Origin of the sequence: Polaribacter sp. Asnod1-A03, assembly GCF_045063585.1 — a bacterium.
GTDB lineage: Bacteria > Bacteroidota > Bacteroidia > Flavobacteriales > Flavobacteriaceae > Polaribacter.
Map to the genome: position 1 here is coordinate 2,578,502 of NZ_JBEFOE010000009.1, position 24,322 is coordinate 2,602,823.

Annotated in this window: 24 protein-coding genes; 7 read left to right on the forward strand and 17 right to left on the reverse strand. The window is 28.7% G+C overall.

The genetic code is table 11. The annotated features are described in order from the left end of the window. The first annotated feature begins 27 nt into the window (after positions 1 to 27). Positions 28 to 483, forward strand: a complete 456-nt coding sequence (locus ACJJVY_RS11705; RefSeq protein WP_405608666.1) for a DinB family protein — start codon at positions 28 to 30, stop codon at positions 481 to 483. A gap of 105 nt (positions 484 to 588) precedes the next feature. Beyond that, positions 589 to 1,734, forward strand: a complete 1,146-nt coding sequence (locus tag ACJJVY_RS11710; RefSeq protein WP_405608669.1) for a cystathionine gamma-synthase — start codon at positions 589 to 591, stop codon at positions 1,732 to 1,734. A 52-nt stretch (positions 1,735 to 1,786) separates the two neighbouring features. Here the strand turns inward: ACJJVY_RS11710 and ACJJVY_RS11715 are convergent, their stop codons facing one another. The 3 genes from ACJJVY_RS11715 to ACJJVY_RS11725 all read right to left on the reverse strand — a co-directional run bounded on the left by ACJJVY_RS11715 (position 1,787) and on the right by ACJJVY_RS11725 (position 4,988). Further along, positions 1,787 to 2,557 carry a THC0290_0291 family protein gene (locus tag ACJJVY_RS11715; protein ID WP_405608672.1) on the reverse strand — a complete coding sequence of 257 codons (771 nt, stop codon included), beginning with the start codon at positions 2,555 to 2,557 and terminating at the stop codon, positions 1,787 to 1,789. A 63-nt stretch (positions 2,558 to 2,620) separates the two neighbouring features. Then, positions 2,621 to 4,246 carry an Ig-like domain-containing protein gene (locus ACJJVY_RS11720; RefSeq protein ID WP_405608675.1) on the reverse strand — a complete coding sequence of 542 codons (1,626 nt, stop codon included), beginning with the start codon at positions 4,244 to 4,246 and terminating at the stop codon, positions 2,621 to 2,623. Between the two features lie 55 nt (positions 4,247 to 4,301). After that, positions 4,302 to 4,988: a ComF family protein gene (locus ACJJVY_RS11725; RefSeq protein WP_405608678.1), complete on the reverse strand. Its 687-nt coding sequence runs from the start codon at positions 4,986 to 4,988 to the stop codon at positions 4,302 to 4,304. A 127-nt stretch (positions 4,989 to 5,115) separates the two neighbouring features. On the opposite strand from ACJJVY_RS11725, the gene ACJJVY_RS11730 reads away from it, so the two are divergent. Then, on the forward strand, positions 5,116 to 6,657 hold the full coding sequence (locus tag ACJJVY_RS11730; protein ID WP_405608681.1) for a glycine--tRNA ligase: 1,542 nt from the start codon (positions 5,116 to 5,118) through the stop codon (positions 6,655 to 6,657). Between the two features lie 66 nt (positions 6,658 to 6,723). On the opposite strand, the gene ACJJVY_RS11735 is transcribed toward ACJJVY_RS11730, so the two are convergent. Genes ACJJVY_RS11735 through ACJJVY_RS11760 form a run of 6 tightly spaced genes read right to left on the reverse strand, consistent with a single transcriptional unit; the run spans position 6,724 to position 13,267 of the window. Continuing rightward, positions 6,724 to 7,227, reverse strand: coding sequence for a DUF3575 domain-containing protein (locus tag ACJJVY_RS11735; protein ID WP_405608684.1), 504 nt, complete (start codon positions 7,225 to 7,227; stop codon positions 6,724 to 6,726). Between the two features lie 50 nt (positions 7,228 to 7,277). Further along, positions 7,278 to 7,826, reverse strand: coding sequence for a DUF3575 domain-containing protein (locus ACJJVY_RS11740; protein ID WP_405608687.1), 549 nt, complete (start codon positions 7,824 to 7,826; stop codon positions 7,278 to 7,280). A 55-nt stretch (positions 7,827 to 7,881) separates the two neighbouring features. Then, positions 7,882 to 11,259 (reverse strand): hypothetical protein, encoded by a 3,378-nt coding sequence (locus ACJJVY_RS11745; RefSeq protein ID WP_405608690.1) that lies wholly within the window; start codon positions 11,257 to 11,259, stop codon positions 7,882 to 7,884. A gap of 57 nt (positions 11,260 to 11,316) precedes the next feature. Next, the gene (locus ACJJVY_RS11750) at positions 11,317 to 11,796 is read right to left on the reverse strand and encodes a methylated-DNA--[protein]-cysteine S-methyltransferase (protein ID WP_405608693.1); all 480 of its coding nucleotides are present in this window, start codon (positions 11,794 to 11,796) and stop codon (positions 11,317 to 11,319) included. Then, positions 11,793 to 12,503 (reverse strand): hypothetical protein, encoded by a 711-nt coding sequence (locus ACJJVY_RS11755; RefSeq protein ID WP_405608696.1) that lies wholly within the window; start codon positions 12,501 to 12,503, stop codon positions 11,793 to 11,795. Before ACJJVY_RS11755 ends, ACJJVY_RS11750 begins: the two co-directional genes overlap by 4 nt. Next, a complete protein-coding gene (locus ACJJVY_RS11760; RefSeq protein ID WP_405608699.1) occupies positions 12,503 to 13,267 on the reverse strand; it encodes a TatD family hydrolase in 765 nt (254 codons plus the stop codon). Before ACJJVY_RS11760 ends, ACJJVY_RS11755 begins: the two co-directional genes overlap by 1 nt. Positions 13,268 to 13,369: 102 nt before the next feature. Between ACJJVY_RS11760 and ACJJVY_RS11765 the strand changes: the two genes are divergently transcribed. Both ACJJVY_RS11765 and ACJJVY_RS11770 read left to right on the forward strand, forming a co-directional pair. After that, the gene (locus tag ACJJVY_RS11765) at positions 13,370 to 14,722 is read left to right on the forward strand and encodes a DEAD/DEAH box helicase (RefSeq protein WP_405608702.1); all 1,353 of its coding nucleotides are present in this window, start codon (positions 13,370 to 13,372) and stop codon (positions 14,720 to 14,722) included. A gap of 2 nt (positions 14,723 to 14,724) precedes the next feature. Further along, positions 14,725 to 15,090: a Na(+)-translocating NADH-quinone reductase subunit F gene (locus ACJJVY_RS11770; RefSeq protein ID WP_405608705.1), complete on the forward strand. Its 366-nt coding sequence runs from the start codon at positions 14,725 to 14,727 to the stop codon at positions 15,088 to 15,090. Between the two features lie 74 nt (positions 15,091 to 15,164). Here ACJJVY_RS11770 and ACJJVY_RS11775 read toward each other — a convergent pair whose 3' ends face one another. The 3 genes from ACJJVY_RS11775 to ACJJVY_RS11785 all read right to left on the reverse strand — a co-directional run bounded on the left by ACJJVY_RS11775 (position 15,165) and on the right by ACJJVY_RS11785 (position 17,419). Next, positions 15,165 to 15,941: a redoxin domain-containing protein gene (locus ACJJVY_RS11775; RefSeq protein ID WP_405608708.1), complete on the reverse strand. Its 777-nt coding sequence runs from the start codon at positions 15,939 to 15,941 to the stop codon at positions 15,165 to 15,167. A gap of 6 nt (positions 15,942 to 15,947) precedes the next feature. Next, positions 15,948 to 16,484, reverse strand: coding sequence for a TlpA disulfide reductase family protein (locus ACJJVY_RS11780; RefSeq protein ID WP_405608711.1), 537 nt, complete (start codon positions 16,482 to 16,484; stop codon positions 15,948 to 15,950). A 110-nt stretch (positions 16,485 to 16,594) separates the two neighbouring features. Beyond that, positions 16,595 to 17,419 carry a flagellar motor protein MotB gene (locus ACJJVY_RS11785; RefSeq protein WP_405608714.1) on the reverse strand — a complete coding sequence of 275 codons (825 nt, stop codon included), beginning with the start codon at positions 17,417 to 17,419 and terminating at the stop codon, positions 16,595 to 16,597. Between the two features lie 117 nt (positions 17,420 to 17,536). Here ACJJVY_RS11785 and ACJJVY_RS11790 point away from each other — a divergent pair, with 117 nt between their 5' ends. Both ACJJVY_RS11790 and ACJJVY_RS11795 read left to right on the forward strand, forming a co-directional pair. Further along, positions 17,537 to 18,529 carry an FAD:protein FMN transferase gene (locus tag ACJJVY_RS11790; protein ID WP_405608717.1) on the forward strand — a complete coding sequence of 331 codons (993 nt, stop codon included), beginning with the start codon at positions 17,537 to 17,539 and terminating at the stop codon, positions 18,527 to 18,529. Between the two features lie 70 nt (positions 18,530 to 18,599). Further along, the gene (locus ACJJVY_RS11795; RefSeq protein ID WP_405608720.1) at positions 18,600 to 19,895 is read left to right on the forward strand and encodes a hypothetical protein; all 1,296 of its coding nucleotides are present in this window, start codon (positions 18,600 to 18,602) and stop codon (positions 19,893 to 19,895) included. Here ACJJVY_RS11795 and ACJJVY_RS11800 read toward each other — a convergent pair whose 3' ends face one another. The 5 genes from ACJJVY_RS11800 to gpmI are packed head-to-tail and all read right to left on the reverse strand — an operon-like array spanning position 19,896 to position 24,007. Beyond that, positions 19,896 to 20,663 carry a class I SAM-dependent methyltransferase gene (locus tag ACJJVY_RS11800; RefSeq protein WP_405608723.1) on the reverse strand — a complete coding sequence of 256 codons (768 nt, stop codon included), beginning with the start codon at positions 20,661 to 20,663 and terminating at the stop codon, positions 19,896 to 19,898. It lies immediately after the preceding gene. Between the two features lie 3 nt (positions 20,664 to 20,666). Continuing rightward, positions 20,667 to 21,473, reverse strand: a complete 807-nt coding sequence (gene map / locus ACJJVY_RS11805) for a type I methionyl aminopeptidase (RefSeq protein ID WP_405608726.1) — start codon at positions 21,471 to 21,473, stop codon at positions 20,667 to 20,669. A gap of 58 nt (positions 21,474 to 21,531) precedes the next feature. Next, positions 21,532 to 21,933 carry a BT0820 family HAD-type phosphatase gene (locus ACJJVY_RS11810; RefSeq protein WP_405608729.1) on the reverse strand — a complete coding sequence of 134 codons (402 nt, stop codon included), beginning with the start codon at positions 21,931 to 21,933 and terminating at the stop codon, positions 21,532 to 21,534. Beyond that, positions 21,933 to 22,475, reverse strand: a complete 543-nt coding sequence (locus ACJJVY_RS11815; RefSeq protein ID WP_405608732.1) for a thioredoxin family protein — start codon at positions 22,473 to 22,475, stop codon at positions 21,933 to 21,935. The genes ACJJVY_RS11810 and ACJJVY_RS11815 overlap by 1 nt, the downstream gene beginning before the upstream one ends. A gap of 14 nt (positions 22,476 to 22,489) precedes the next feature. Then, a complete protein-coding gene (gene gpmI, locus ACJJVY_RS11820) occupies positions 22,490 to 24,007 on the reverse strand; it encodes a 2,3-bisphosphoglycerate-independent phosphoglycerate mutase (RefSeq protein WP_405608735.1) in 1,518 nt (505 codons plus the stop codon). Positions 24,008 to 24,322: the final 315 nt, after the last annotated feature.

Below are 24,322 nucleotides of genomic sequence, written 5' to 3' on the forward strand. Positions count from 1 at the left end.
TTTACAAGACCAAAATTACACATAAAAATGAACATACAATTTGATGTTTTTAGAAAATATCGTCAACTTATTTTAAAAGAAATAGAAGGGTTAACGTTAGAACAATTACATATAATTCCAGCCGGATTTAATAATAATATCGCTTGGAATGTGGCACATTTAGTAGTTACGCAACAACTTTTAAATTATAAATTATCTGGTTTAAACTGTTTGTGTCCAGACGATTTAATCGAAAATTTTAAAAAAGGAACTGTGCCAACTGTAACTTTTTCAGAAGAAGAGTTTGAAGAAGTAAAAGACTTGTTTTCTGGGTTGCCAGACACTTTTGTAGAAGATTATAATGCCGGAATTTTCGAAAACTTTACAGAATATAAAACAAGTGCAGGTTTAGATTTAAACTCTATTGATGATGCAATTACTTTTAATAATTTTCACGAAGGATTGCATTACGCTACTATAAAATGTCTTAAAAAGTTTTTATAGTAGCTATTTCCAGCTTTCCGTTATATCTTTTTTTATGAAAAATAAAAAAAGGATGTCACTTCAATCTGGGCTAAACTTGTTTGCCAACTTATAGAAAACTAAGAAATGAAATTCAATACCAAAACAATTCACGGAGGTCAAAAACCAGAAGAAACAACAGGAGCCGTAATGCCACCTGTTTTTTTAACTTCTACATTTGCAAAAACGAGTCCAACAGAACACAAAGGATTCGAATATTCTAGAGGAGCAAATCCAACAAGAACTGCATTAGAAAAAAGTTTAGCGTCTTTAGAAAACGGTACACATGGTTTTGCATTTGCATCTGGTTTAGCTGCTGTAGATTGTGTTTTACGTTTATTAAAACCTGGAGACGAAATTATTGCTGGAGACGATTTGTATGGCGGAAGTTATAGAATGTTTACCAAATTATTTCAAAAATATGGTTTAGAGTTTTCTTTTGTAAACATGGATGATGTTACAAACATAACAGATAAAATTACAGAAAAAACAAAGTTAGTTTGGATAGAAACACCTACAAATCCGTTAATGAAAATTGCAGATATCAAAGCAATTTCATCCGCAGTAAAAAAGATAGATTCAACGATTTTAGTTGCTGTAGATAATACATTTGCCACACCATATTTACAACAACCGTTAGATTTAGGTACCGATATTGTAATGCATTCTGCAACCAAGTATTTAGGTGGTCATAGCGATTTAATAATGGGTGCTTTAATTGTAAAAGATGTAAAATTAGCAGAAGAGATTCATTTTATACAATATGCAGCTGGCGCAATTTCTGGCCCAATGGATTCTTTTTTGGCTTTAAGAGGTATAAAAACATTACATATTAGAATGCAACGTCATTGCGAAAACGGAATGGAAGTTGCCCAATTTTTAGAAAATCACCCAAAAATAAGTGTTGTTTATTATCCTGGTTTAAAAAACCATCCAAATCATAAATTAGCAAAAAGCCAAATGAAAAATTTTGGAGGAATGGTTTCTTTTAGACTAAAAAATGAGTCTAAAGAAGCAGCTTATGCTTTTTTAAAAAAGACTAAAATATTTACATTGGCAGAATCTTTAGGAGGGGTAGAAAGTTTGTCTAATCATCCTATAAGCATGTCTCACGGTTCAATTCCGGCAGAAGAAAAACAACGCATGGGAATTACGAACTCTTTAATACGTTTAAGTGTTGGTATAGAAGATGCAGAAGATATTTTAGACGATTTAGAACAAGCTTTAAACTAAAATAAAAAAGATGTTATAAACATCCTTTTTATATAATAATATTTTGTATTTTTTAATTAAAGTTAAGATGGTATACTAAACCTAGTTGAAAATTTAACATGATTTCATTACTCTGGTTTTCTTCAACTTTAGCATCTAAAGCATCAATTTTATCAGAAAAGAAATATTGAGAACTAACTTGTAAAGCTAAATCGGTTTTATGTGTTAATTTATATCTTGCTCCTCCATAAAAATTGACTGCAAAACCATGTCCAGAACCAACTTCTAAAGCATCTCCACTAAATTTTTCTGGTAATAGGGTTGGGTCATTTTCCCAATCTCCAAGACTAGTAGTTAAATCATTATTGTAAAAAAAGTAATTAACACCAACGCCGACATAAGGATTGAATGAAACATTGGCATATGGGTTAAAAAAGTTGGTTAAAGACTTAAGGTAATATTCTGCATTAACACCTGTATTTAACATATTTACAGTAGTTTCCATTGCTTTTAACTTTATTCCATTTTCAGAGTTACTATTAGAATAAATGTCATTATGGCTAAATGAGTTACTTATGTATTGTAATTCAGTCTTAATCATTAAATGATCGTGAAGTCCATATTTACGATTCCAACGTTGTGTTAGTTCATAAAAATGAATATAATGAGCAATCGAAAGAGATTGTCCGTTTTGTTTAAAATAGCTAGAAAACTCATCGGGTTGTCCGTAATCTGTTTGCATGTTGTTAAAACCAATAAAGCCACCAATCTCGTAAGTATTGTATTGAGCTTTTAATTGTAAGCTAGAAAAAATTACAAAAACTATTGTTAAGAATATTCTCAAAACTTTGGGGATATTAAGTTACACTCAAATCTAGTTTAAATTTAGCATAAAAGCAAAATTTTGCTAATTATTCTTTTTAACGGTAAAAATATTGCCATCTAAATAATAATTTGCTCTTAACTTTAATTCTTGCGGAAAATAGATAATTTCTTCTGGTTGTCTTTTTAAGAGATAATTACCTGTATCCCATTTATTATTTTTGTTGTTATCTATAATAGCTCTAATATAATAGGTTTTAGGTTGTAAAAGATCGTATCTAATTTGCTCAGAACCGGTAATAAATTTTCTGTTAATAAGGTTGTCTTTGTCTTTGCCTTCTAACAATTCAATAATTAAGTTTTCTCCCGTTTCATTATTTATATCTACAGTAATTCTTCCGTAATCTTCAATTTCTGATGTTGAAAATTTAAAATTTAAAGTATCATTTTTATGTTCATAAATATCATAAATACTTTCTGGTAAAATTTTTAATTGATATTTATCTTGTGGTTTTTTATCAAACAGAAAACCAATTTTATTTTCTTTTTTAGAAAGAAAGCTAGAAAAAGGAACTGCTAGTGTATCTTTATCTATCAAGGATATTTTAGAAGTATCAATCTTAACAATCGGATTACTTGCATTGATAAAAAAAGTGTCTCTAAAGTGTAACGAGCTTGAAACTGTTGGTTTTAAAATTAATGTATCAATTTTTTTCTTGCGCAATTTTACAGTTAATGTATCTATAAACTCTTTGTTTGTTACTATAAAGTTTAGAGAATCTGCTTCAAAAGGAGTGTACCAATAGTTAAGAGAATCTTTATCTATTTCAAATTTAGAAATACTTTTAAAACCTTCTGGAGTATCAGAAGTAATTTTAATTTTTAAATCTTTTGGTTGTTCACCTTCATAACCAAAAGCAATTTTTCCTTTAGAAATTTCGTATGCTCGTTTAAATTTATAAGGAGTTGTTTGTTTAAAAATTGTAATAGGATTCTTTATAATACTATCTCTAGGGAGTGAAATTGTATCTGGGTAAAAACCTATTTTATCTTCTGTAGGATTAAAAAGGTAATCGCTATTGGTTTCTTTTAAAGCAATCATTAAATATTTACCTTTCTTTAAATTAGTTAAATTAAAAATAGTGGTATCTAATGTATTTGTTACATAATTAGGTTTATTTTTAAAGACTATAGAATCATTAAAAGCACTGTCTATTTTATATAATAAAACACTTGTGTTTTTAGGTTTTTCATCTAAATAGGCATCTTTAACACTACCAGAAGATTTTAAAGAATCTATATAATTACCAGTAGAAAAAACATATTTAAAGCTTTCTAATTTGTTGCCTTCATTATTATCTTCAATAGCATTACCAAAGTTTATAATGTAAGTAGTGTTTTCTTGTAAAGTGTCTAAAATACTTAGCTTTAAAAATTTACTAGCTGTACTTTGTGGTGTTACTACCAAAGGACTTTTTAAAGGAGGAGAAACAATAAGTTGCTTTGTTAAATCTTTAAGTTTTATATATTCATCAAAATTTAATCTTATTTCATCCTCATTAAAATTAATAGTCTCATAAGGAGGATCTGCGGTTACAAACAAAGGAGCATCTTCATCTTTTGGTCCTCCTTCTGGATTACCAGTTTTTGCACAGTTTGATAAAAGAATAATTGATATACTAAAAAAAATAAATCTATAAACGAATTTCACAAGCTTAAATTTTATACAAATTAACAATATATTTTTCATTTAAAAATCATAAAATTTATTCTGTGTATGCCATTGTTAAAATACTGATTTTTATATTTTCTGTCTTTTGTAATTCTTTAGCACAAGATTCTAAAGTTGCCCCAGTTGTAATTACATCATCAATTAGCAAAACATGTTTATTTTTAAAGATTGATGTATCTATTAACTGAAATTTTGTATCAATATTATTAAAACGATCAAAACGAGCTTTAAAAGTTTGAGTTTTTGCTGTAGATGTTCTTAATAAAACATTTTCTATCAAAGGTTTTTTTAAATGGTTACTTAAACTTTCTCCGAATTGGGTTACTTGGTTATAACCTCTTTGTTTCAGTTTTTTAGGGTGTAGAGGTACAGGAATAATATAATCAATATCAGTAAATTGATTATTTTCTTTTAAAATTTCTCCTAACCAATTGCCAAAGAAAGTACCAATTTCTTCGTTTCCCTTGTATTTAAGTTCGTGAATCAATTTTTTTGTAATTCCGGTTTTTCTATAAAACAATAAAGCATTTGCTTTTTCAATTTCTATCCTTCCGTAAAAACTCTTTATTATCTTGTTGTCTTTATAATTTGTATAAGCGGTTAAGGGCAAATCGTGTCTACAAAAAGTACAAATGATTTCTTCGTTTTTAGTTAACTGATTATCACAATTAGCGCATAAATCAGGATAAAATATATTAAATAAATCTTTAAAAAGTTTCATATTTATCTTAGCAATTCTTTTTAAATATAGATAAAAAATTCAATATTAAATAATTGAGCATCAAAGTAAAAAAGTTGAAAGATTTTTTCTTGAAAAAATTTTGTAAACGTGTATATTTGCGCTCATTATGGCAAAACAAGAAGATCAATTTAAAAAAGTTTTATCGCACGCAAAAGAATATGGTTATGTTTTTCAGTCTTCTGAAATTTATGATGGATTAAGTGCGGTTTACGATTATGCTCAAAATGGAGTTGAGCTAAAGAAAAATATTAGAGATTATTGGTGGAAAGCAATGGTGCAAATGCACGAAAACATTGTAGGTATAGATGCTTCTATTTTAATGCATCCAACAACTTGGAAAGCTTCAGGTCACGTAGATGCTTTTAACGACCCATTAATTGATAATAAAGATTCTAAAAAACGTTACAGAGCAGATGTTTTAATAGAAGATTATTGCGCAAAAATAGAAGGTAAAATTAATAAAGAAGTTGCCAAAGCAGAAAAACGTTTTGGTGATGCTTTTAATAAAGAAGAATTTTTAGCAACCAACGGAAGAGTTGTTGGTTACCAAGAAAAAATTACTTCAATTTTAGCAAGAATGGGTAAATCTTTAGAAAATGAAGATTTAGCTGATGTTAAATTATTAATTGAAGAATTAGGGATTGTAGATCCTTTAACAGGTTCTAAAAACTGGACAGATGTTAAGCAGTTTAACTTAATGTTTGGTACAAAATTAGGGGCTTCTGCAGAGACTGCGATGGATTTATATTTAAGACCAGAAACTGCGCAAGGTATTTTTGTAAACTTTTTGAATGTACAAAAAACGGGTAGAATGAAAATTCCTTTCGGAATTGCACAAACTGGTAAAGCTTTTAGAAATGAGATTGTTGCAAGACAATTTATTTTTAGAATGCGTGAGTTTGAACAAATGGAAATGCAATTTTTTGTAAAACCAGGTACTCAAAAAGAATGGTATGAAAACTGGAAAGATACTCGTTTAAAATGGCATTTATCTTTAGGGATGGGCGCAGAGAACTACCGTTTTCATGATCATGATAAATTAGCACATTATGCAGATGCAGCAGCAGATATTGAGTTTAATTTTCCTTTCGGATTTAAAGAATTAGAAGGAATTCATTCTCGTACAGATTTCGATTTAAAAGCACACGAAGAATATTCTGGTAAGAAATTACAGTATTTCGATCACGAAGAAAATAAAAGTTACGTGCCTTATGTTGTAGAAACTTCTATTGGTTTAGATAGAATGTTTTTAGCAGTTTTTTCTAATTCTCTACAAGAAGAGGCTTTAGAGAACGGAACAACAAGAACTGTTTTAAAATTACCAGCAGTTTTAGCACCTTTTAAAGCCGCAGTTTTACCTTTGGTTAAAAAAGATGGATTGCCAGAAGTTGCTCGTAAAATTATGGACGATTTAAAATGGGATTTTAACGTTTTTTATGATGAAAAAGATGCTGTTGGTAAACGTTACAGAAGACAAGATGCTGCTGGAACACCATTTTGTATTACGGTAGACCATGATACTTTAGAAGATAATTGTGTAACAATTAGACACAGAGATACAATGGATCAAAAACGTGTTGCTATTGCAGATTTAAAAGAGATTATAAAAGCAGAAGTAGATGTAAAAACGTGGTTACAAAAAATGTAATTAACTTTTTAAAGTATAAAAAAACCTCATCAATTTGATGAGGTTTTTTATTTTATTAAGTATTTATTATAATCTGTATCCAATATTTAAACCAAGTCTAGGTACAATTGTAGGAGAATCTGTACCAAACAAATTTCTACCAATACCACCATAAAGGTCTATTGTAAAACCACCAGAAGAAATGTATTTTGTACCAATAGCAATACCTAAAGCTCCGTCTGTATATTTCTCATAGCTTACATCGTCACTACCTAAATAAGGTACTTCTTCTTTTCCAGAGTTTAAACCCAACCAAACTTCTCCAAAAAAGTTCCATTGTTGGTTTGTTGTAAAATAATTACGATAATAAGGAGTTATCATTGTATTTTCATTGTACCTAAAGTTAGAATCTTGTTTGGCTAAATTAAAAAAAACAGATATACCGGCAGAAGATTCATCAGAAATATAACTTTCATAAGAAAACTCTAAAGTTTTCATTATTACAGCGTCAGCAAAGTCTAATTTTATTTCTTGTTGAGAATAGGTTAAAGAACTTATTAACAAGCCTAAAACTAAAATTATTTTTTTCATGTTTATTTGTTAAAAATTATAAGCTACAAATTTACGAAATTTTGTGGGTATTAAAATCTATAACCCAAAGAGATTCCTCCTCTACCAACAGCTTCTAAAGAATACTCATCTCCACCTAAGTTTCTTCCTAAACCTAAATAAATTTCTGTTGTAAAACCACTTTTAGAAACAAATTTACCACCAATAGAAATACCAAGAGCAACTTCTGTTTTGGTCTCACTACTATAATCGGTGTAATTACCGTAATAGTAATACGTGTTGTCTTCATAGGTATGTAGCATACCAAAACCTTCAATAAAAAAACCTCTTGCAAATTTGCTTGAAAAGTATCTTCTGTAAAAAGGAGTTATAGAAAACTTTCTATATTCTTCTATGTCAGAGCTTTTATCAAAACCAGCTAAAACACCTACACCAAAAGAAGATTCTTCATTTATTAATTGTTCGTAAGATAGATCTAGCCATTCAAAAGCTAAAAGGCCGAGAGCATTTATTTTTACTTCATGCTTTTTATTAATATCTTGCGGATATTCATCTTCTTTTTCTTGGGCTATTAAAACAGTACTTGTAAACAGCAAAAGTAATAGTGTAATTTTTTTCATTTTTTAATTTGTTTTTGGTTGATAATACAAACCTATCAAAAAACAATCCAAAAAATTAAAAAATAGCTCTTAATTGTACACTTCCGGTGTGGATTGTTTTAGAATTTTCACTTTTTCTACCTAAATAACTTAAATTTAGATTTAAAAAATTATTTAATTTTTGATTGAATACTAAGTTCCAAGTGTAATTTTTACCAGATTGTAAACCTTCTAGCATTTGATAAGCTACAGGCGTATTTGTGTCTCCTGTAAAATCATTTAAAAAGATATTTGCATCAGCAGAAATCTGATTCTTTTTACTGTTGATGTACAAATATTCGAAACCAATTTTTTGTTGTTTTAACTCTTCAAACTCTTCTAAAATATTTTCTTTTTGCTTAAAGTGATAAAAAGCAGTAAAACGATTATTATCATTGTAAAGAAAACTAATTTTTGGCTGAATTTCATTAGCATTAACAGTATAGTTTCTATTATTAAAATTTTCTGTCTGTAATTGGTTTTCTGTATTTTTTCCCATCAGCTCAAACAACCAAAACGTTTTAAATTTATGAGCAAAATCTATTTGATGTAATTTGATGTTGTTTTCTTGATTACCAATAATGTATTGCTGTTTGTTTCTGCTTTTACCATAAGTATATGTAATACTGTTTTTTTGTAAATTTTTATTGAAATAAATGCTATTTCTTAAACTATAATTAAGACTAATTAATTTGCTTTCGTCAAAACTAAAAGGATTAAAGTTAAACGAATTTCCTATTCTTTCTTGCTCGTTTTCAATACTTAAAAAACTCTGATTATAAAATTTAGAAATCACTTTTTTAAATTCTGATTTAGAAGACCAAACTCTAGGATTTAAACTTATAGATTGTGTAAATTTTGCACTTTGAGTTGGTGTATATTGTAAATTGGCTTTTGTTAAACGTAAATACTCTGCTTGGTCTTGAAATTCGGCAACTTCAAATTCATCAAAATCTTTAATGCCATCAGAATTATAATCAATCCAAGTATAATAACCCAAACCAGGTTCTGTTTTTATGTAATAATACTCTTGTCTGGCAACATTACCAGAAGAAGTTTCATAACTTGTACCTAAGTTAATAAAGTTATCAAATAATTTCTGACTGAAAACTACTTTAGAATTTAAAGATCTTTCATCTTCTGTAAAATTGTTTTCTGTAACTCTATAATTGGCAAAAACACTTAGGTTTGTTTGTTTATTTTGTAGTAATTTACTGTTTGCGTAAAATGTTTTTCTGTTATTTATTTGGGTAAATTGATTAAACCTTATACTATCATTATCTCTGTAATTAAAACCAATTTTAGCAAAAACATTTGTTGTGTCTCCAATACCAAAATAGGTTTCAAATTCTTTAAATTGATGACTTGTGCTAACGTATTCTTGTGTTGTAATATCTTTTCTGTTATTAGTTTCTAAATTGACAAATACACCCAGCCATTTTTTGTGTAAATCTTGTTCTACCTTTGCTTTTGCAGTTACAAAAGAATTGTTTTCTGTTGTTGATGTGTTTTCTAAAATGCTTCCGTTGGCATAAAATGAGGTGTTATTTAGCCTCATTTTAGTTTGTAATTCATGTTTACTACCAGAAAAAATATCTTTATAAGTCAAGTTATTAAATCTGTATAAAACAAAATCGTTATTTTTATTTTGAAGTATAAATTCTGACTGTAATAAACTTTTTGTTCCGTCGTTGGTTAAAATATTCCAATCTCTATTAAACTCAACAGTTTCCCATCTAAATTCTGTATCAAAGTTTTTTTGAACAAATTCGTGACTGATATTACTTTTTAATTGCCATTTTTTATCGATTAAAGTTTGTTGCCAATCTATTTTAGAAGCAAAACCTTTGTTCTCATTATCGTTAATAGTAGAATATAAATTACCATCGTTATTACTTAAAGCAATTTCTGTATTTAGTATTGTTTTATCAGAAGGGTTATAACTTGATTGTACAATAAATACTTGCGATTTTGTTGGTGGCGTTAAACGAGTTATCGGGTTATAATCTCCTAAATTTTTGCCGACAAAAGTATAAATATTACCAATTGCAGTAGATTCGTCTAAAGCATAATCACCTAAATTAGATCCTACATTTGTAAAAGTTACATTGTATAATTCATCATTTTCAATGTTAGTATATTCAAAGGTTTCTTCATTTCCGTTAATTACTTTTTTGTAAAGAATTTTATTCTCATCAAAAGTGTCTAAATAAGCACTTTCTGAAACCATTAAATCAGAATTGTTACCCGCATTTGCCAAAATTTGTTTCTGGTTATCACTTAAGTCTTGTAAGATTGGTTGATTTTTAGCATCGTTTTCTGAATAAAAATAAGCAGCAATACTAAATTTATCGCTTTTATAAGAAGCTTCATCATAGGTTATAAAACGCGTATAATTTCTTTCGGAATATTGAAAATCAACCCAAATTCTCATATCATTTGTAATTGGGTAAGTAGTGTTAAAAGTTATTTCACCTAGATTGTAATCTACGTTGTAATCGTTTTCTTCTCCACGTTCAATCTTAATTCCGTTAATATAAACTTGTTCGCTACCCTCAATAATTATAATCGCATTTTCATTATTAATTCCTAATATTTTATAAGGTCCTTGGTTACCTTCTACGGCTGTAATATTGTACGTATTAAACCTACCTCTAACCACTGCGCCAGAAGCAGTAGCTTTAAATTTATTGGTAATATCTGCTTCTACCAATAAACCAGAAACTTGTTTTGTAAAGGGTAAAAAATAACTTTTTGTATTTTGTAAAGAAATATCTCCGGCTCTAACTCGCCAATTTTTGGTAAACATTTCAATAAAAATACGATCGAAATCTGTTATGTTTTGCGAATATCCATTTTCTTGAATTGGGATATTTGTATCAAAAATATTAGCTCTTAAAGTAACGTCTTTAGAGAGTTTTCCAGAAATTTCTAAATCTAAAGCAGAGTTTGTAACCGCATTTTGGTTGTTACCAGATGTAATACCTCTTGTAATAAAACCTTTGGTTTGCAAACCATCAAAAAGTTTAACTTCGGATGCCTTTTTATTAGTTGATAAACTGTATAATATGCCTGTGTTTGTACTTTTTGTAAGTATTAATCCTTTATCAAACGGAGTGTAAACTTTGGTGATAAAACCTGGAAGTCTAAAATACTCAACATTAATTTCAGGATATTTTTTAGAGTTGATGATTAAGGTTGCATTGCTAAAATCAATTTTATATTCTGATGAATCGATAATTTTTAAAGAACGATTTAAAACTTTAAATTTTTCTGGGTTTAAGGCTACAGAATCTAATTGAATGGTGTCTTTTTTAACCAATATTTTTCTAGCTCTAAAATCTGTAGAAAAGCTTTGACTTTGGATTGATAATCCAATAAATAACAACAATAAAACTAGAATTCTTTGAATCATAAAAAACGATACAATTGAAACGTAAAAATATGTTTTTTAATATTCTGAAAAGAAAAATTAAAACAACGATTGTTGCTTTACAGGGTTTTCGTGAGCTAGCAACCATTTTTTACGCCAAATTCCGCCAGCGTAACCGGTTAAAGAGCCATCAGAACCAATAACTCTATGACACGGAATAATTATCCAGATTGGATTTTTACCATTTGCAGAAGCAACGGCTCTTATCGCTTTTACATCTCCCAAAGCTTTACTTTGTTCTAAATAAGTTCTGGTTTTATTAAATGGAATGTTCTGTAATTCTGCCCAAACTTTTTTTTGAAAATCGGTTCCTTGTGGATTTAATTTTAAATCGAAATGAGTTCTTTTTCCAGAAAAATATTCTTCTAATTGAGTAGCACAATCTTTTAAACAATCAGTAATTTCTACTGATGTTTCAATATCTTCATCTAAAACAGTTATAGATTGAATTCCGTTTGCATCACCTACAATTTTTGCGGTTCCTAATGGGGTTTTATAATATGCGGTCTGTAGGTTCAATTGATGTTATATTTTTTACGTAATTCTTTTACTTCTTTGTCAGAAGAATAATTCATCATTAATAAACCTTCAACCGTTTTTATTTTCCTGTTTTTAATCTGGTTGGCAATATAATTTCTAGCTTCTTCCGTTTTCTTAAAAGAATCACTAAAAATAGCGATTAATTGCTTGGTATTTGTTTTTGTAAATTTATTTTTTACAATTTGAGTAGCTAAAAAATTAGTAATTAAATTGGTTTCTCTTAAACTACAAATTTGAATTTGTTTTTCTATTTTTTTATCAATTGTAGCAATCTTTACAAAATTTTCTACTCCTTTACTATACATTGGTTCTGTATTAGAATGTGAATTGATTAATCGACCTTCATAATCATCAACAGATAATTGAATAGAAATAATATCAGCGAAATTTATTGTTTCTTTATCAATAATAAATTCATCTTCCGTTATTTTTAGTTTTCCAGTATAATTTATCTGAACATCTTGTTTAGAAAACATGGTAAAAAACTGAGAAATTGCATAAATAATGAAAGAAAAAATAGCTATAGGAAAAAAGAAAGTTTCTAAAAAGTCTAGCTCAAAATATTCTTTATTGATTAAAAGAATCAAAAAAGAAACCATTGCAATACCTAGACTTAAATAAGTATAGGTTTTAGGATGCTCAAAATTGAAGAACTTTTCTTCTGTTGTAATTGTATCAAATACCATTAAATACCAAAAACGTCTTTAGAATTCTGAGTGGTAATTTCTGCAATTTCTTGATAAGAAAGATCATAAATATCAACTAATTTATCAACTACATTGGTTAAATAAGCACTTTCATTTCTTTTTCCTCTAAAAGGTGTTGGCGCTAAATAAGGCGCATCGGTTTCTAAAACAATGTGTTTTAAATCAATTTCATTTAAAAATTTATCGATTTTACCATTTTTAAAAGTAGCAACACCACCAATACCTAATTTCATATTGTAAGAAATGGCTTGTTTTGCTTGTTCTAAAGTTCCGGTAAAACAATGGAAAATCCCTCTTAAATCATCACTTTTTTCTGATTCTAAGACTTCAAAAACTTCGTCGAAAGCATCTCTACAATGTATATTTATAGGCATTTTTTTTTCTTTTGCCCATTGAATTTGAGTTTTAAAAGCATCTTGCTGTTGCGTTAAAAAAGATTTATCCCAATATAAATCCATGCCAATTTCTCCAATAGCATAAAATTTTCTTTGATCGATTAATGCTTTTACTTTGGTCAATTCTTCTAAATAATTTTCTTTTACAGAAGTAGGGTGTAAGCCCATCATTAAAAACACATCGTTAGGAAACTCTTTTTCTAGTTTTAACATGTTTTCTGTGTAAGTAGAATCTATTGCAGGAATAAAAAAGCGAGAAACTCCGGCATCTTTTGCACGCTGAATCATTGCTGCTCTGTCTTCATTAAATTGCTCGGAATATAAATGTGTATGTGTGTCTGTAATCATTATTTATCAAAAATTTCGAGGGTAAAATTACTAAATATTCCACACGTAAACAGTTGTTGCTACTCATTTTATAAAACGTACCTTTGCAGAAAATTAAAAGAGATGACTTTTAAAGAATTAGATTTATCAAATCAGCTACAATATGCTATTGACGATTTAGGATTCGAGAATCCAACGCCAATTCAAGAACAAGCATTTGCGGTAGTTAGATCTGGTAAAGATGTTGTTGGAATTGCGCAAACAGGAACCGGAAAAACGTTTGCTTATATGTTGCCTATTTTACGAGATTTAAAATTCTCTAAGCAACAACACCCAAGAATTTTGGTTTTAGTGCCAACTCGTGAGTTGGTTTTACAAGTAGTAGAAGAGATAGAAAAATTATCAAAATATATAAATACGCGTGTTTTAGGTGTGTATGGTGGTACAAACATCAATACTCAAAAACAAGCAATTTTACAAGGTCAAGATATTATTGTTGCTACTCCTGGTCGTTTATACGATTTGGCTTTAAGTAATGCTTTAAAGTTAAAATCGATTCAGAAATTGGTAATTGATGAAGTTGATGTAATGTTAGATTTAGGTTTTCGTTTTCAGTTGATGAACATTTTTGATGTGATTCCAGAAAAAAGACAAAACGTTTTGTTTTCTGCAACGATGACCGAAGATGTTGATGCTTTAATTTACGATTTCTTTAAAAATCCGACGAAGATTTCTGTTGCAGTAAGTGGAACACCGTTAGATAATATTGAACAAACTTCTTATATTATACCTAACTTTTTTACCAAGGTTAATTTATTAAATGATCTTTTAAAAGATAAAGAAACATTTAGTAAAGTATTAATTTTTGTTGGTTTTAAAAGAACTGCAGATTTGCTATTTAAACATTTAGAAGAAGTGTTTAATGATGAAATGTGTTTAATACATTCTAATAAAACGCAGAATTACAGAATACGTTCTATTCGCCAGTTTGATGAAGGAAAAAATAGAATTTTATTAGCGACAGATGTAATGGCACGTGGTTTAGATTTTGATAATGTTTCTCATGTTATTAATTTTGATACACCAGATTTTCCAGAAAATTATATGCACAGAATAGGTAGAACAGGTCGTGCAGAAAAAGCTGGAAAAACAATTTTATTTTCTACACTTAAAGAGCAAGAAGCAAAAGAAGCTATAGAAACATTGATGGATTATAAAATTCCTGTTTTAGAGTTGCCAGAATATATTGAAATTTCTGAGTTATTAACAGAAGATGAACGTCCAAAAGAAGACCAAGGAATCTCTAAAAATAGAACAGGTTTAGAATATGTTCCAGGACCTGCTTTTCATGAAAAGAGTGAAAAGAATAGTAAAACAAATCAAGGAGGTTCTTACAGAAGAGAAATTGCGGCAAAATACAAGAAACCCAAAACGAGAGGAGATAAAAATTACAACAAACGTAATAAGAAAAAATAATAATGGAGATTTTAACCGAACAAGAGTTGCACAATTTGGCAATGAATATTGTAGGTGAAAAGCTTACAAAAATGGGCTACGAATTTCAAGCAATTAATAGTCAATTAAAAAGACATCCGCAGTTTGTATTATTTAAAAAAGGAGAACCAACTATTTTTGTATTGGTAAAAGCTACTAATAATATTCAAAATCCAAATGAGTATGATGTTCTTTGGATGGAAACTTTTAAAAACCATGCTAAAAAACAAAATGCTAAAGTTTGGTTTGCTGGTGTTGGTATTGCAAATGCAGAAAGTGTAGAAAGTCCTGTGTTTAAAAATCAACCTTATTATGAGGCTTTTGATGATTTTATTAAGATTTTAGAATAATAGTTACTTCAATAAAAATAAAAAAGGGATTTATACACGTGTATAAATCCCTTTTTTATTTGATGTTTTTTAAACTAGATTGCTTTAACTGGGCAACCAATAGCCTTTGTAAAATTAGGGCTTGGTTTTTCTCCTTTTTCTAAAGCGTTAATTGCATTTTCTAAAAACTTAACTTTTACATCTTCTGCAGATTTTGCATTGTCATCAATTGTACCAATATATTGTACTTTTTTATCAGCATCTAATAAAAACACATGAGGTGTTCTTACAGCTCCATATTGTGGAAATATTTTTTGACCTTCATCAGCTAAATACACAAAAGGAAAACTTTTTTCTTTCGCTCTTTCTTGCATTGCAATAAAGCCTTCTTTACCTTCTTCTCCGCTGTAATTTGGGTTAATTGTAACAACAGAATATCCTTTAGGCGCATATTCGTTATGTATTGCAATTAAACGGTCTTCATACATCTTTGCAAAAGGGCATTCGTTACAAGTAAATACAACAATATAACCTTTGGCATTTTTTATGTTTGATAAAGAAAACATTGTTCCGTCTACATTTTTAAGATTAAAATCGGTAGCAACATCACCAATTTTGTAACCGCCAATTTCTTCTAGAGTTTTTGTTTGTTCTGGACTATGATTTCCACCACCTGGAGGAGGTCCTTTTCTATCTCCATGTTCTTTTGGTGGATGTCCATCTGGTCCTCCTGGATGTTCTCCATTTGGTGGTGGACCTTGGTGTTTTTCTGTAGTTGTTTTTTCTTGATTTTCTGTTTTTTCTTTTTTGCAAGAAATAAAAATACTTGCAGTTAAAAAGAATACGGCAATTAGTAAACTTGTTTTTTTCATTGATTGTTAATTAAAGTTTTTATTAATTTCATTTTCTAAATCGGCCAAATTTTCGAAAGAACGTTCGTAAAATAAACGTTTATCTTTATTAAAAATTATAGTAAAAGGGATTGCACCAGACCAGTTTGGGTCAATTTTGTCTATCCATGTATTTGCGTCAGGATCATCTAATAAGATAACATCTGCTGTAATATTTTTCTTTTTTAAGAATGGTTTAAGTTTTGTTTCTATGTCCTTAGGAAAATCCATGCTTATAAATTTTAAATCTACATTTGCATTTTTATTTGCATATTCTTGTAAATAAGGCATCTCTTTAACACAGGGGGCACACCACATTGCCCAAAAGTTAATAATAATAATAATTTTGTTGGTTGTTTTATAAAGAGTTGGCTCTAATTCATCAAAATTATAAACAGGGATATTATTGGTGATTTCTAATGCTGTTTTTGTGTTAGAAGAGTTTTCTGTTTTCTTATTACTGCAGCTAATACTAATTATAAGTATTGTAACAAATGTAAATAGGAGTTTTATTGTTGTTTTCATTAAAAGTTAAATAGTATTATTTAGACAACATTTATTAGAATAGGTTTAATTTATTTCAAAAAAAAACCATCTGAATTTTCAGATGGTTTTTTTGTTAAGAATGAACTGAATTAGTTAGCATCTTGCTCTAATAAATCAAAGAATTGATCTAATTTAGGCATAATGATAATTTTTGTTCTTCTGTTAATCGCTTTGTTTTCTTTAGTGTCATTTGGTGCTAAAGGAATGTATTGACTTCTACCAGCAGCAATTAATCTTTCTGGTTGTACACCATATTTATATTGTAATACTCTAGTGATTGATGTTGCTCTTAAAGCAGATAAATCCCAGTTATCTTGAATAATATTTCTCTTAATAGGAGTAGTATCTGTATGACCTTCAATCATAACTTCCATTTCTGGTTGGTCGTTAATTACTTTAGATATTTTTTCTAAAACAGTGTACGCTTTGTCAGTTATGTTGTAGCTACCGCTTTTAAATAATAATTTATCAGAAATAGAAATAAATACAACAGTTTTTTCAACGTTTACTTGAATGTCTTCATCTTGTATTCCTTCTGATAAGTTTTTAGTTAAATGATATTTTACAGCAAGATTTATAGAATCTTTCTGAGTCATTGCCGTTCTAATTCCATTTATAAATTTATCTTTCTCACTTAATTGAGTAATAACATTTTTAATGTTGTCAGAAGAAGATTGCGTTAAAACAGTTAAGTTTTCTACTTGTTTTATAGCTGTTTTTTTATCTTCTTTTAAAGAATTTACTTGTTCTGTTAACGATGCAACTTTAGATGTCCCTTTTTCATTTTCTAATAAACTTTGTTGCAGCTGAGCCTTTACATCTACAAGTTCAGTTTGTAACTCTGTATAAACTTTCTTAGATACACAAGAAGCTGCGATTACAGTAATTAATAGTAGTAACGATATTTTTTTCATCTTTATTCTTAAATTAAATTCATTCACAAATTTAACAAAATCAATTAATAATTATCGTGTTTTTAGAGATTTTATGAAAATTTTATATGTTATTTTTGCTTCAAAATCTATAAACTAATGAAACTTATAAAAATAGCTATATTATTTATCATTTTATCATTTTTATCCGCTTGTAGTAAAGAAAATGTAAAAAATAAACATCAATTAACAGGGCGTGTTTTTGGTACAACCTATAGTATTACTTATTTAGACAGTAAATTTAACTTTCAAGAATCTTTAGATAGCTTATTTTACTTAATAAATAAGTCTACATCTACTTATATTTCTACATCAGATATTTCTAAAATAAATAAAGGAGATACTACAATTGTAGTTGATGAAATTTTTACAGAAGTTTTTAAAAAATCAAAAAGAATTTATAAAGAAACAGAAGGCTATTTTGACCCTACAGTGGGTAATCTTGTTAATGCATATGGTTTTGGACCTAAAAAGGATAAAATTAATTTAACAGAAGAACAGGTTAAAGATCAAATGCAATATGTAGGTTTAGATAAAATTTATTTAAAAAATGGACTCATTGTAAAAGAAGATTCAAAAATATATTTAGATTTTAATTCGATTGCTAAAGGGTTTGCAATAGATGTTGTTGCTCGCTTTTTTGAAGATAAAAATATAGAAAGTTATTTGATTGAAATAGGAGGAGAAATACGAGCAAAAGGATTAAAAATGAACAATAAACCTTGGTTGATAAAATTGGTTAACCCACTAAAATCAGAAGATAATTCAGGTTTTGAAATTATTAATCTTTCAAATAAATCTATGGCAACCTCCGGTAATTATAGAAAATTTAGAGTAGATGATAATGGAAAAAAATATGTACATACAGTAAACCCTAAAACTGGTTATGCAACAGAAAGTAATTTATTAAGTGCATCGGTTATTGCAAATGTAGATTGTGCAGATGTTGATGCTTATGCTACAGCATTTATGGCAATGGGATTAGAAAAGACAAAAGACTTTTTAAAAAATAATAATGAAATTAAAGTAATTCTTCTTTACTCTGGTAAAAATGGAGAAATAGAAGAGTATAGAACTTATAATTACGAGTAAGGTAAGTACTTGTTTTATAAGTGATATTTGTATTATATTGCATTCAAAATTGAAAACTATCATCATAGAAATGAAGAAAACAATATTACCGATTTTATGTTTATTTTTTTTTGCTAAATCCATAGCACAATCTAATAAGGATATAGCAAACGTATATATAAAAAGAGCATGGGAAAAATATAATAATATAGAAAATAAAGAAGAATCTTTAATAGATTTTAATAAAGCAATTACTTATTTAGATACAATAGAAGACTTAGATATTGCAAAATTAGGAGCTTATATCCATTTTAAAGTTGGCGATTTTGAAAAATCTAAAAATTATGCTGAACAGTATTTTACAATTAATGGAGACAACAAAACAGAAGAATATGTAGAGTTTGTAGAATTGTATGTAAACATAAACGAAGAAATAGAGGCAGCAGAAGCTGCAAGGTTAGCAGAAGAAAAAAGATTAGAAGAAGAGCGCCTACTTAAAGAAAAAGAAATAAGAAGAATAGAGTATTTAACACAAACTTGGACAGATAAGTCTAGAGCCTTGTCATTAAAAGTTGATAGCGTTTACAGTTTTAATAAAAATAATCTTGCAATTTATACAAAAGGTGAAAATTTTGGAATTTTAAATGACAAAGGAGTTGTTATCGTTAAAGCAGATAAATATAAAGACTTTATTAGTTATGATGGTTTTATTATACTAAAAGACAAGAAAGAAGAACCAACTAAAATATATTGTTTTGATTCTAAAAAAAAGCAAGGTTTTTTATTACCTAACATAGCAGGTTTTAATACTTTATCAACAAATTATGGTCAGATAATGTTACCTAGAGGTAATGGCATGTTGGTTGCTTATCCAAACAACTCTTCTAAACCTGTGGTTTATGATTTAAACTCTAAAGAAATTGTAAAAACAGCTATTGATGAAGAATTTTTAAAAGAATTAAAAAAGAATGATATTCTTGATAAATATAATAAAGGCGGAGAAGTTAAAATAAATAAAGAGTGGTATGGTTTAGGTACTCATTTAGGAGGGGGTATTTTTTCTTTAGATTTTGATAAAAATTTGCGAGTACATTCTTATTTCTGTTCTATTGATGGTAAAGTTTTATCTGTAACTGAAGATTATCAATTTATAGGGCCTTTTTATAATGATAAATTCCAGGCTATTAAAGAGGATAAAATATATTGGATAGATCAACGAGGAGTTGAAGTAGATGCTGCCAAGGATGAATTTGTTACTTATAAAGGTAAATCTAAAGTTGTAAAACTAGAAGAAGGAACTTATCAGATTATGCAAAATGATGTAATTATTTTAGGTGATGAAAAATTAGAAACATTACCAGATTATATAAAGAAATATAGTAATTAACTATTTATAGCATACAGGAAGAATTTCATTCTTCATTAAACAAAATCGTTCTAGTTTTTCTGGATCGATTTTTTTTGTGTAATCTATTTCATTAACATTAAAACCGATGGTTCTAAGCTTGTTAAAATAATCTCTACCATAAACTCTAACATGGTCGTATTGACCAAAAATTTCTGATCGTTCTTTTTTGTCAGTTATAGAATCATCTTCAAAAGTAGTTTGTCTAGATAAATCTTGCGGGATTTGAAAAATGCCAAAACCACCTTTTTTCATCACTCTAAACAATTCTTGCATTGCCTTTGTGTCATCTGTAATATGTTCTAATACATGATTACAAAAAACGACATCAAAAGTATTATCTTTAAAAGGCAAATCGCATATATCTGCTTTTACATCTGCAATGGGAGATTCTAAATCAGAAGTTATATAATCTAGATTTTTTTGTTTTCTAAAAAGATCTAAAAAACATTGCTCGGGTGCAATGTGTAATGTTTTTAGTTTTTTTGTCGAAGTAAAAAAATCAGTTCCATCTCTTAAAAATAACCACATTAATCGGTGTCTTTCTAAAGATAAAGTTGATGGAGAAAGTGCATTTTCTCGTTGTTTTCCATATCCGTATGGTAAAAATTTTCGAAAACTTTTACCATCTATCGGATCTGTATATTTATTACCTTTTAAAGTAAGTGCAATAATTGGTCTAACTATATAGCTGACTTTTATTAACCAAGGTCTGGGTACTGTGTTAAGTATAGATTTAAATATAGACACTAATTAGTTTGCTCTAAATTCATCTTCTTCATTAGTTTCAATACCTAATGCTTCATGAACGTATTTGAATGTAGAAAGTAATTCTGGTTTACCATTAAGAATAGCAACATCATGCTCAAAATGTGCAGACGGTTTGTTGTCTAAAGTAGTAATTGTCCAACCATCAGAATGTTGTCTTATTTTATGGGTTCCCATATTGGTCATAGGCTCTATGGCAACAACCATTCCTTCAACAAATTTCTTTCCTCTTCCTCTTTTTCCGTAGTTAGGCATATTGGGGTCTTCGTGCATTTTTCTTCCTAAACCATGTCCTACCAACTCTCTTACAACTCCATAACCATGATCTTCAGTAAATTTTTGAATAGCGAAACCTACATCACCAACTCTATTACCAACTTTAAATTCACGGATACCAACGTATAAACTCTCTCTGGTTACGTCTAAAAGTTTTTTAGTCTCTGTGGCAATTTCTCCTATAGCAAAAGTATAAGCATGATCTCCATAAAAACCATTTTTTAAAGCACCACAATCTATAGAGATAATGTCTCCTTCAACTAAAGGTTTTTTATTAGGAATACCATGTACAACTTGTTCATTAGGGCTCATACATAAAGAGTTCGGGAAATCATACAAACCTAAAAAACCAGGTACTGCACCTTCTGCTCTAATAAATTCTTCTGCAAGTTTGTCTAAATATAAAGTAGAAACGCCAGGTTTTATTTCTTTAGCAAGCATACCTAAAGTTTTAGAAACTATTAAAGCACTTTCGCGCATAATTTCTATTTCTTCTCTTGTTTTTATTTTAATCATTTTAAAAAAATTGAACCGCAAAGTTACTACATTTTAGATTATTAAAAAGTGTCTTTTCTTATTTGAAAAATGAGAAAAATCCTTTTTTCTTCTTTACTGGTGGTTCGTAATTAAAGATTTCTTTATGTATTGCTGTCCAACCTAAAAAACCACCAACATTTCTATCATCAATAAATAAATCTGCGTGAATTTTACGACTATATTTTTCGTCATACTCTTCTTCTGGAAAGTTTTTATTTACGGCATAAAATTCTATGCCATTTTCTTTACAGAAATCTACCGCTTCTTGTAATTTTCTTCCACTTCTATATGTCCAAAGTATTAATCGATGGCCTTGTGACTGTAGTCTTTTTAATGTGTCAAATGCAAAAATTATTTCTTCACCAATTTTAGGATAAGCATCTTCTACAATGGTACCGTCAAAATCTACAGCAATAATAAGTGGGTTATTAGGTATCATTAATTGTCGTAAGAATGTTTATATGTTTCTCCTGAAACAATATTTAATATATCCTTTTCTAAAGATTCTCTAGCATATTCTACGTACCTACCAATTTCTTTACCATTTTTATAAAAAATAAAAGTAGGTACTCGTATAATGTTAAAACCTTCTTGTAGGTTATCTGGCGTTTTTTTACTTCTGTTAACAGTAATTAACTCTAAATTATTTAAATTGTAACCAGTTTCTTCTAATATTTTATAAAAATGAGGAACTTCTCTTTTACTATCTCCACACCAAGTACCCATAAACCCTATAATATTAACGCCTTTTAATTCTTTTTTAAGGGCATTAATTGTTGATTCTTCTGGTACATACGCCTTATATTTAGTGTTAAACCAAGATTTATAAGGCGCTTGATTAAATGATTCTTTATTAGCTACACCAATTAAATTGCCTGTTTTATCTTTAATTGCATTTATTTCTTTAGGTTCAGTTACTTTTTGTTGTGCTGAACAAGATACCAAAATGATTATACAAGTTAATAAAAAAAGCTTTTTCATATTAGTGGTAAAAATTATAATAAAGAGTGCTGAGTCATTTCTTCAGGTTGTTCTACACCTATTAATTCTAAAATAGTAGGAGCAATATCACCTAAAACACCACTGTTTATAGACTTTATTTCTTTATCAATTAAAATAAAAGGAACAGGGTTTGTTGTATGTGCTGTATGTGGAGACCCATCAGGATTCATCATCGTTTCACAATTACCATGGTCGGCGATTAATAAAATAGAATAACCATTGTCTAAACCGGTCTCTATAACTTCTTTTGCACATTCATCTACAGCTTCACAAGCTTTTATAGCAGCCTCCATAATTCCTGTATGACCAACCATATCTCCATTGGCAAAATTTAAACATACAAAATCTGCTTCTCCTTTCTTTAAGTCTTCACAAAGAGCATCTTTTAATTCGTAAGCAGACATTTCTGGTTTTAAATCATAAGTTGCTACTTTTGGCGAGTTTCTTAAAATTCTAGACTCACCTTCAAAAGGTTCTTCTTGACCTCCTGAAAAGAAAAAAGTTACGTGCGGATATTTTTCAGTTTCTGCAATTCTAATTTGCTTTTTACCAGCTTTAGATAAAACTTCTCCTAACGTATTTTTAATATTATCATTATTATAAATTACATTTATCCCTGTAAAACTTGCATCGTATAAAGTTATAGTTGTGTAGTATAAGTTTAATTTTTTCATTCCAAATTCAGGAAAATCCATCTGAGATAAAGCATTTGTTAGCTCTCTACCTCTGTCTGTTCTATAGTTAAAAAATAAAACAACATCACCTTCTTTTATTTGAGCTTTAGGAGAACCATCTGCTTTGGTTGCAACGATTGGTTTATGAAACTCATCAGTAATACCGTTTTCATAATTAACGTTCATAGTAGCAATTATGTCGGTAGTTTTTACACCAACACCATTTACAACACCGTCATAAGCTTCTTTAACACGTTCCCATCTATTATCTCTATCCATAGCATAATAACGACCAGTAATAGTTGCTATTTCTCCGCCATTCTCATTCATATACTCTTGAATGTCGTTTATAAAATAAGTTCCAGATTTAGGGTCACAATCTCTACCGTCTGTAAAAGCATGTAAATACACATTATCAATTTCATTTTCTTTAGCAACGTCAATTAAACCTTTTAAATGATCTATGTGTGCATGAATACCTCCATTAGAAACTAAGCCTAATAAATGAACATCTTTGTTATTTTCTTTGGCATATTTAAAAGTGTCTAATAATGCTTTTTCTTTACCTAAAGTTTTTTCTTTAACAGCTTTGTTTATTCTAGCTAAATTCTGATATACAATTCTACCAGCTCCTAAATTCATGTGACCAACTTCAGAGTTTCCCATTTGTCCTTCAGGTAAACCAACATGTTTTCCATCTGTTCTTAATTGAGCATTTGGGTATTTGTCATATAAACTATTAATATAAGGCGTTTTTGCATTGTAAATAGCGGATACTTTTGGGTCTTGTGTAATTCCCCAACCATCCAAAATCATAAGTATAACTTTCTTGTTCATTGTCTTAGAATTGAGTAGTAAAATTAAGAAATATTTTATCGTTTTTATTCCTTTTGGTAATTTTTTACGAAACCGATAACGTAAATTAAAGATTATAAATAAAAGTTATTTTTTGTGAAACATTTTAAGTTATTAAGAGTCTTTAGAGTGTAGTCATTAAAAAATCAACGAAAACATTTTTAGTGCTAGCTTAGGATAATCTATTTGAATTAATTAACCTAAATTGAATGACAAGAGGCTGTATAAAATATAGTCTCTTTTTATTATTGTGGATAAAGCATAAAATAGAATTTTAACAACTTACAAAAAGGAAAT

Coding starts and splice junctions, on each gene's coding strand:
- ACJJVY_RS11705 (WP_405608666.1), top strand. CDS start 28: ATGAACATACAATTTGATGTTTTTAGAAAATATCGTCAACTTATTTTA.
- ACJJVY_RS11710 (WP_405608669.1), top strand. CDS start 589: ATGAAATTCAATACCAAAACAATTCACGGAGGTCAAAAACCAGAAGAA.
- ACJJVY_RS11725 (WP_405608678.1), bottom strand. CDS start 4,988: ATGAAACTTTTTAAAGATTTATTTAATATATTTTATCCTGATTTATGC.
- ACJJVY_RS11730 (WP_405608681.1), top strand. CDS start 5,116: ATGGCAAAACAAGAAGATCAATTTAAAAAAGTTTTATCGCACGCAAAA.
- ACJJVY_RS11735 (WP_405608684.1), bottom strand. CDS start 7,227: ATGAAAAAAATAATTTTAGTTTTAGGCTTGTTAATAAGTTCTTTAACC.
- ACJJVY_RS11740 (WP_405608687.1), bottom strand. CDS start 7,826: ATGAAAAAAATTACACTATTACTTTTGCTGTTTACAAGTACTGTTTTA.
- ACJJVY_RS11745 (WP_405608690.1), bottom strand. CDS start 11,259: ATGATTCAAAGAATTCTAGTTTTATTGTTGTTATTTATTGGATTATCA.
- ACJJVY_RS11755 (WP_405608696.1), bottom strand. CDS start 12,503: ATGGTATTTGATACAATTACAACAGAAGAAAAGTTCTTCAATTTTGAG.
- ACJJVY_RS11760 (WP_405608699.1), bottom strand. CDS start 13,267: ATGATTACAGACACACATACACATTTATATTCCGAGCAATTTAATGAA.
- ACJJVY_RS11765 (WP_405608702.1), top strand. CDS start 13,370: ATGACTTTTAAAGAATTAGATTTATCAAATCAGCTACAATATGCTATT.
- ACJJVY_RS11770 (WP_405608705.1), top strand. CDS start 14,725: ATGGAGATTTTAACCGAACAAGAGTTGCACAATTTGGCAATGAATATT.
- ACJJVY_RS11775 (WP_405608708.1), bottom strand. CDS start 15,941: ATGAAAAAAACAAGTTTACTAATTGCCGTATTCTTTTTAACTGCAAGT.
- ACJJVY_RS11780 (WP_405608711.1), bottom strand. CDS start 16,484: ATGAAAACAACAATAAAACTCCTATTTACATTTGTTACAATACTTATA.
- ACJJVY_RS11785 (WP_405608714.1), bottom strand. CDS start 17,419: ATGAAAAAAATATCGTTACTACTATTAATTACTGTAATCGCAGCTTCT.
- ACJJVY_RS11790 (WP_405608717.1), top strand. CDS start 17,537: ATGAAACTTATAAAAATAGCTATATTATTTATCATTTTATCATTTTTA.
- ACJJVY_RS11795 (WP_405608720.1), top strand. CDS start 18,600: ATGAAGAAAACAATATTACCGATTTTATGTTTATTTTTTTTTGCTAAA.
- map (WP_405608726.1), bottom strand. CDS start 21,473: ATGATTAAAATAAAAACAAGAGAAGAAATAGAAATTATGCGCGAAAGT.
- ACJJVY_RS11810 (WP_405608729.1), bottom strand. CDS start 21,933: ATGATACCTAATAACCCACTTATTATTGCTGTAGATTTTGACGGTACC.
- ACJJVY_RS11815 (WP_405608732.1), bottom strand. CDS start 22,475: ATGAAAAAGCTTTTTTTATTAACTTGTATAATCATTTTGGTATCTTGT.
- gpmI (WP_405608735.1), bottom strand. CDS start 24,007: ATGAACAAGAAAGTTATACTTATGATTTTGGATGGTTGGGGAATTACA.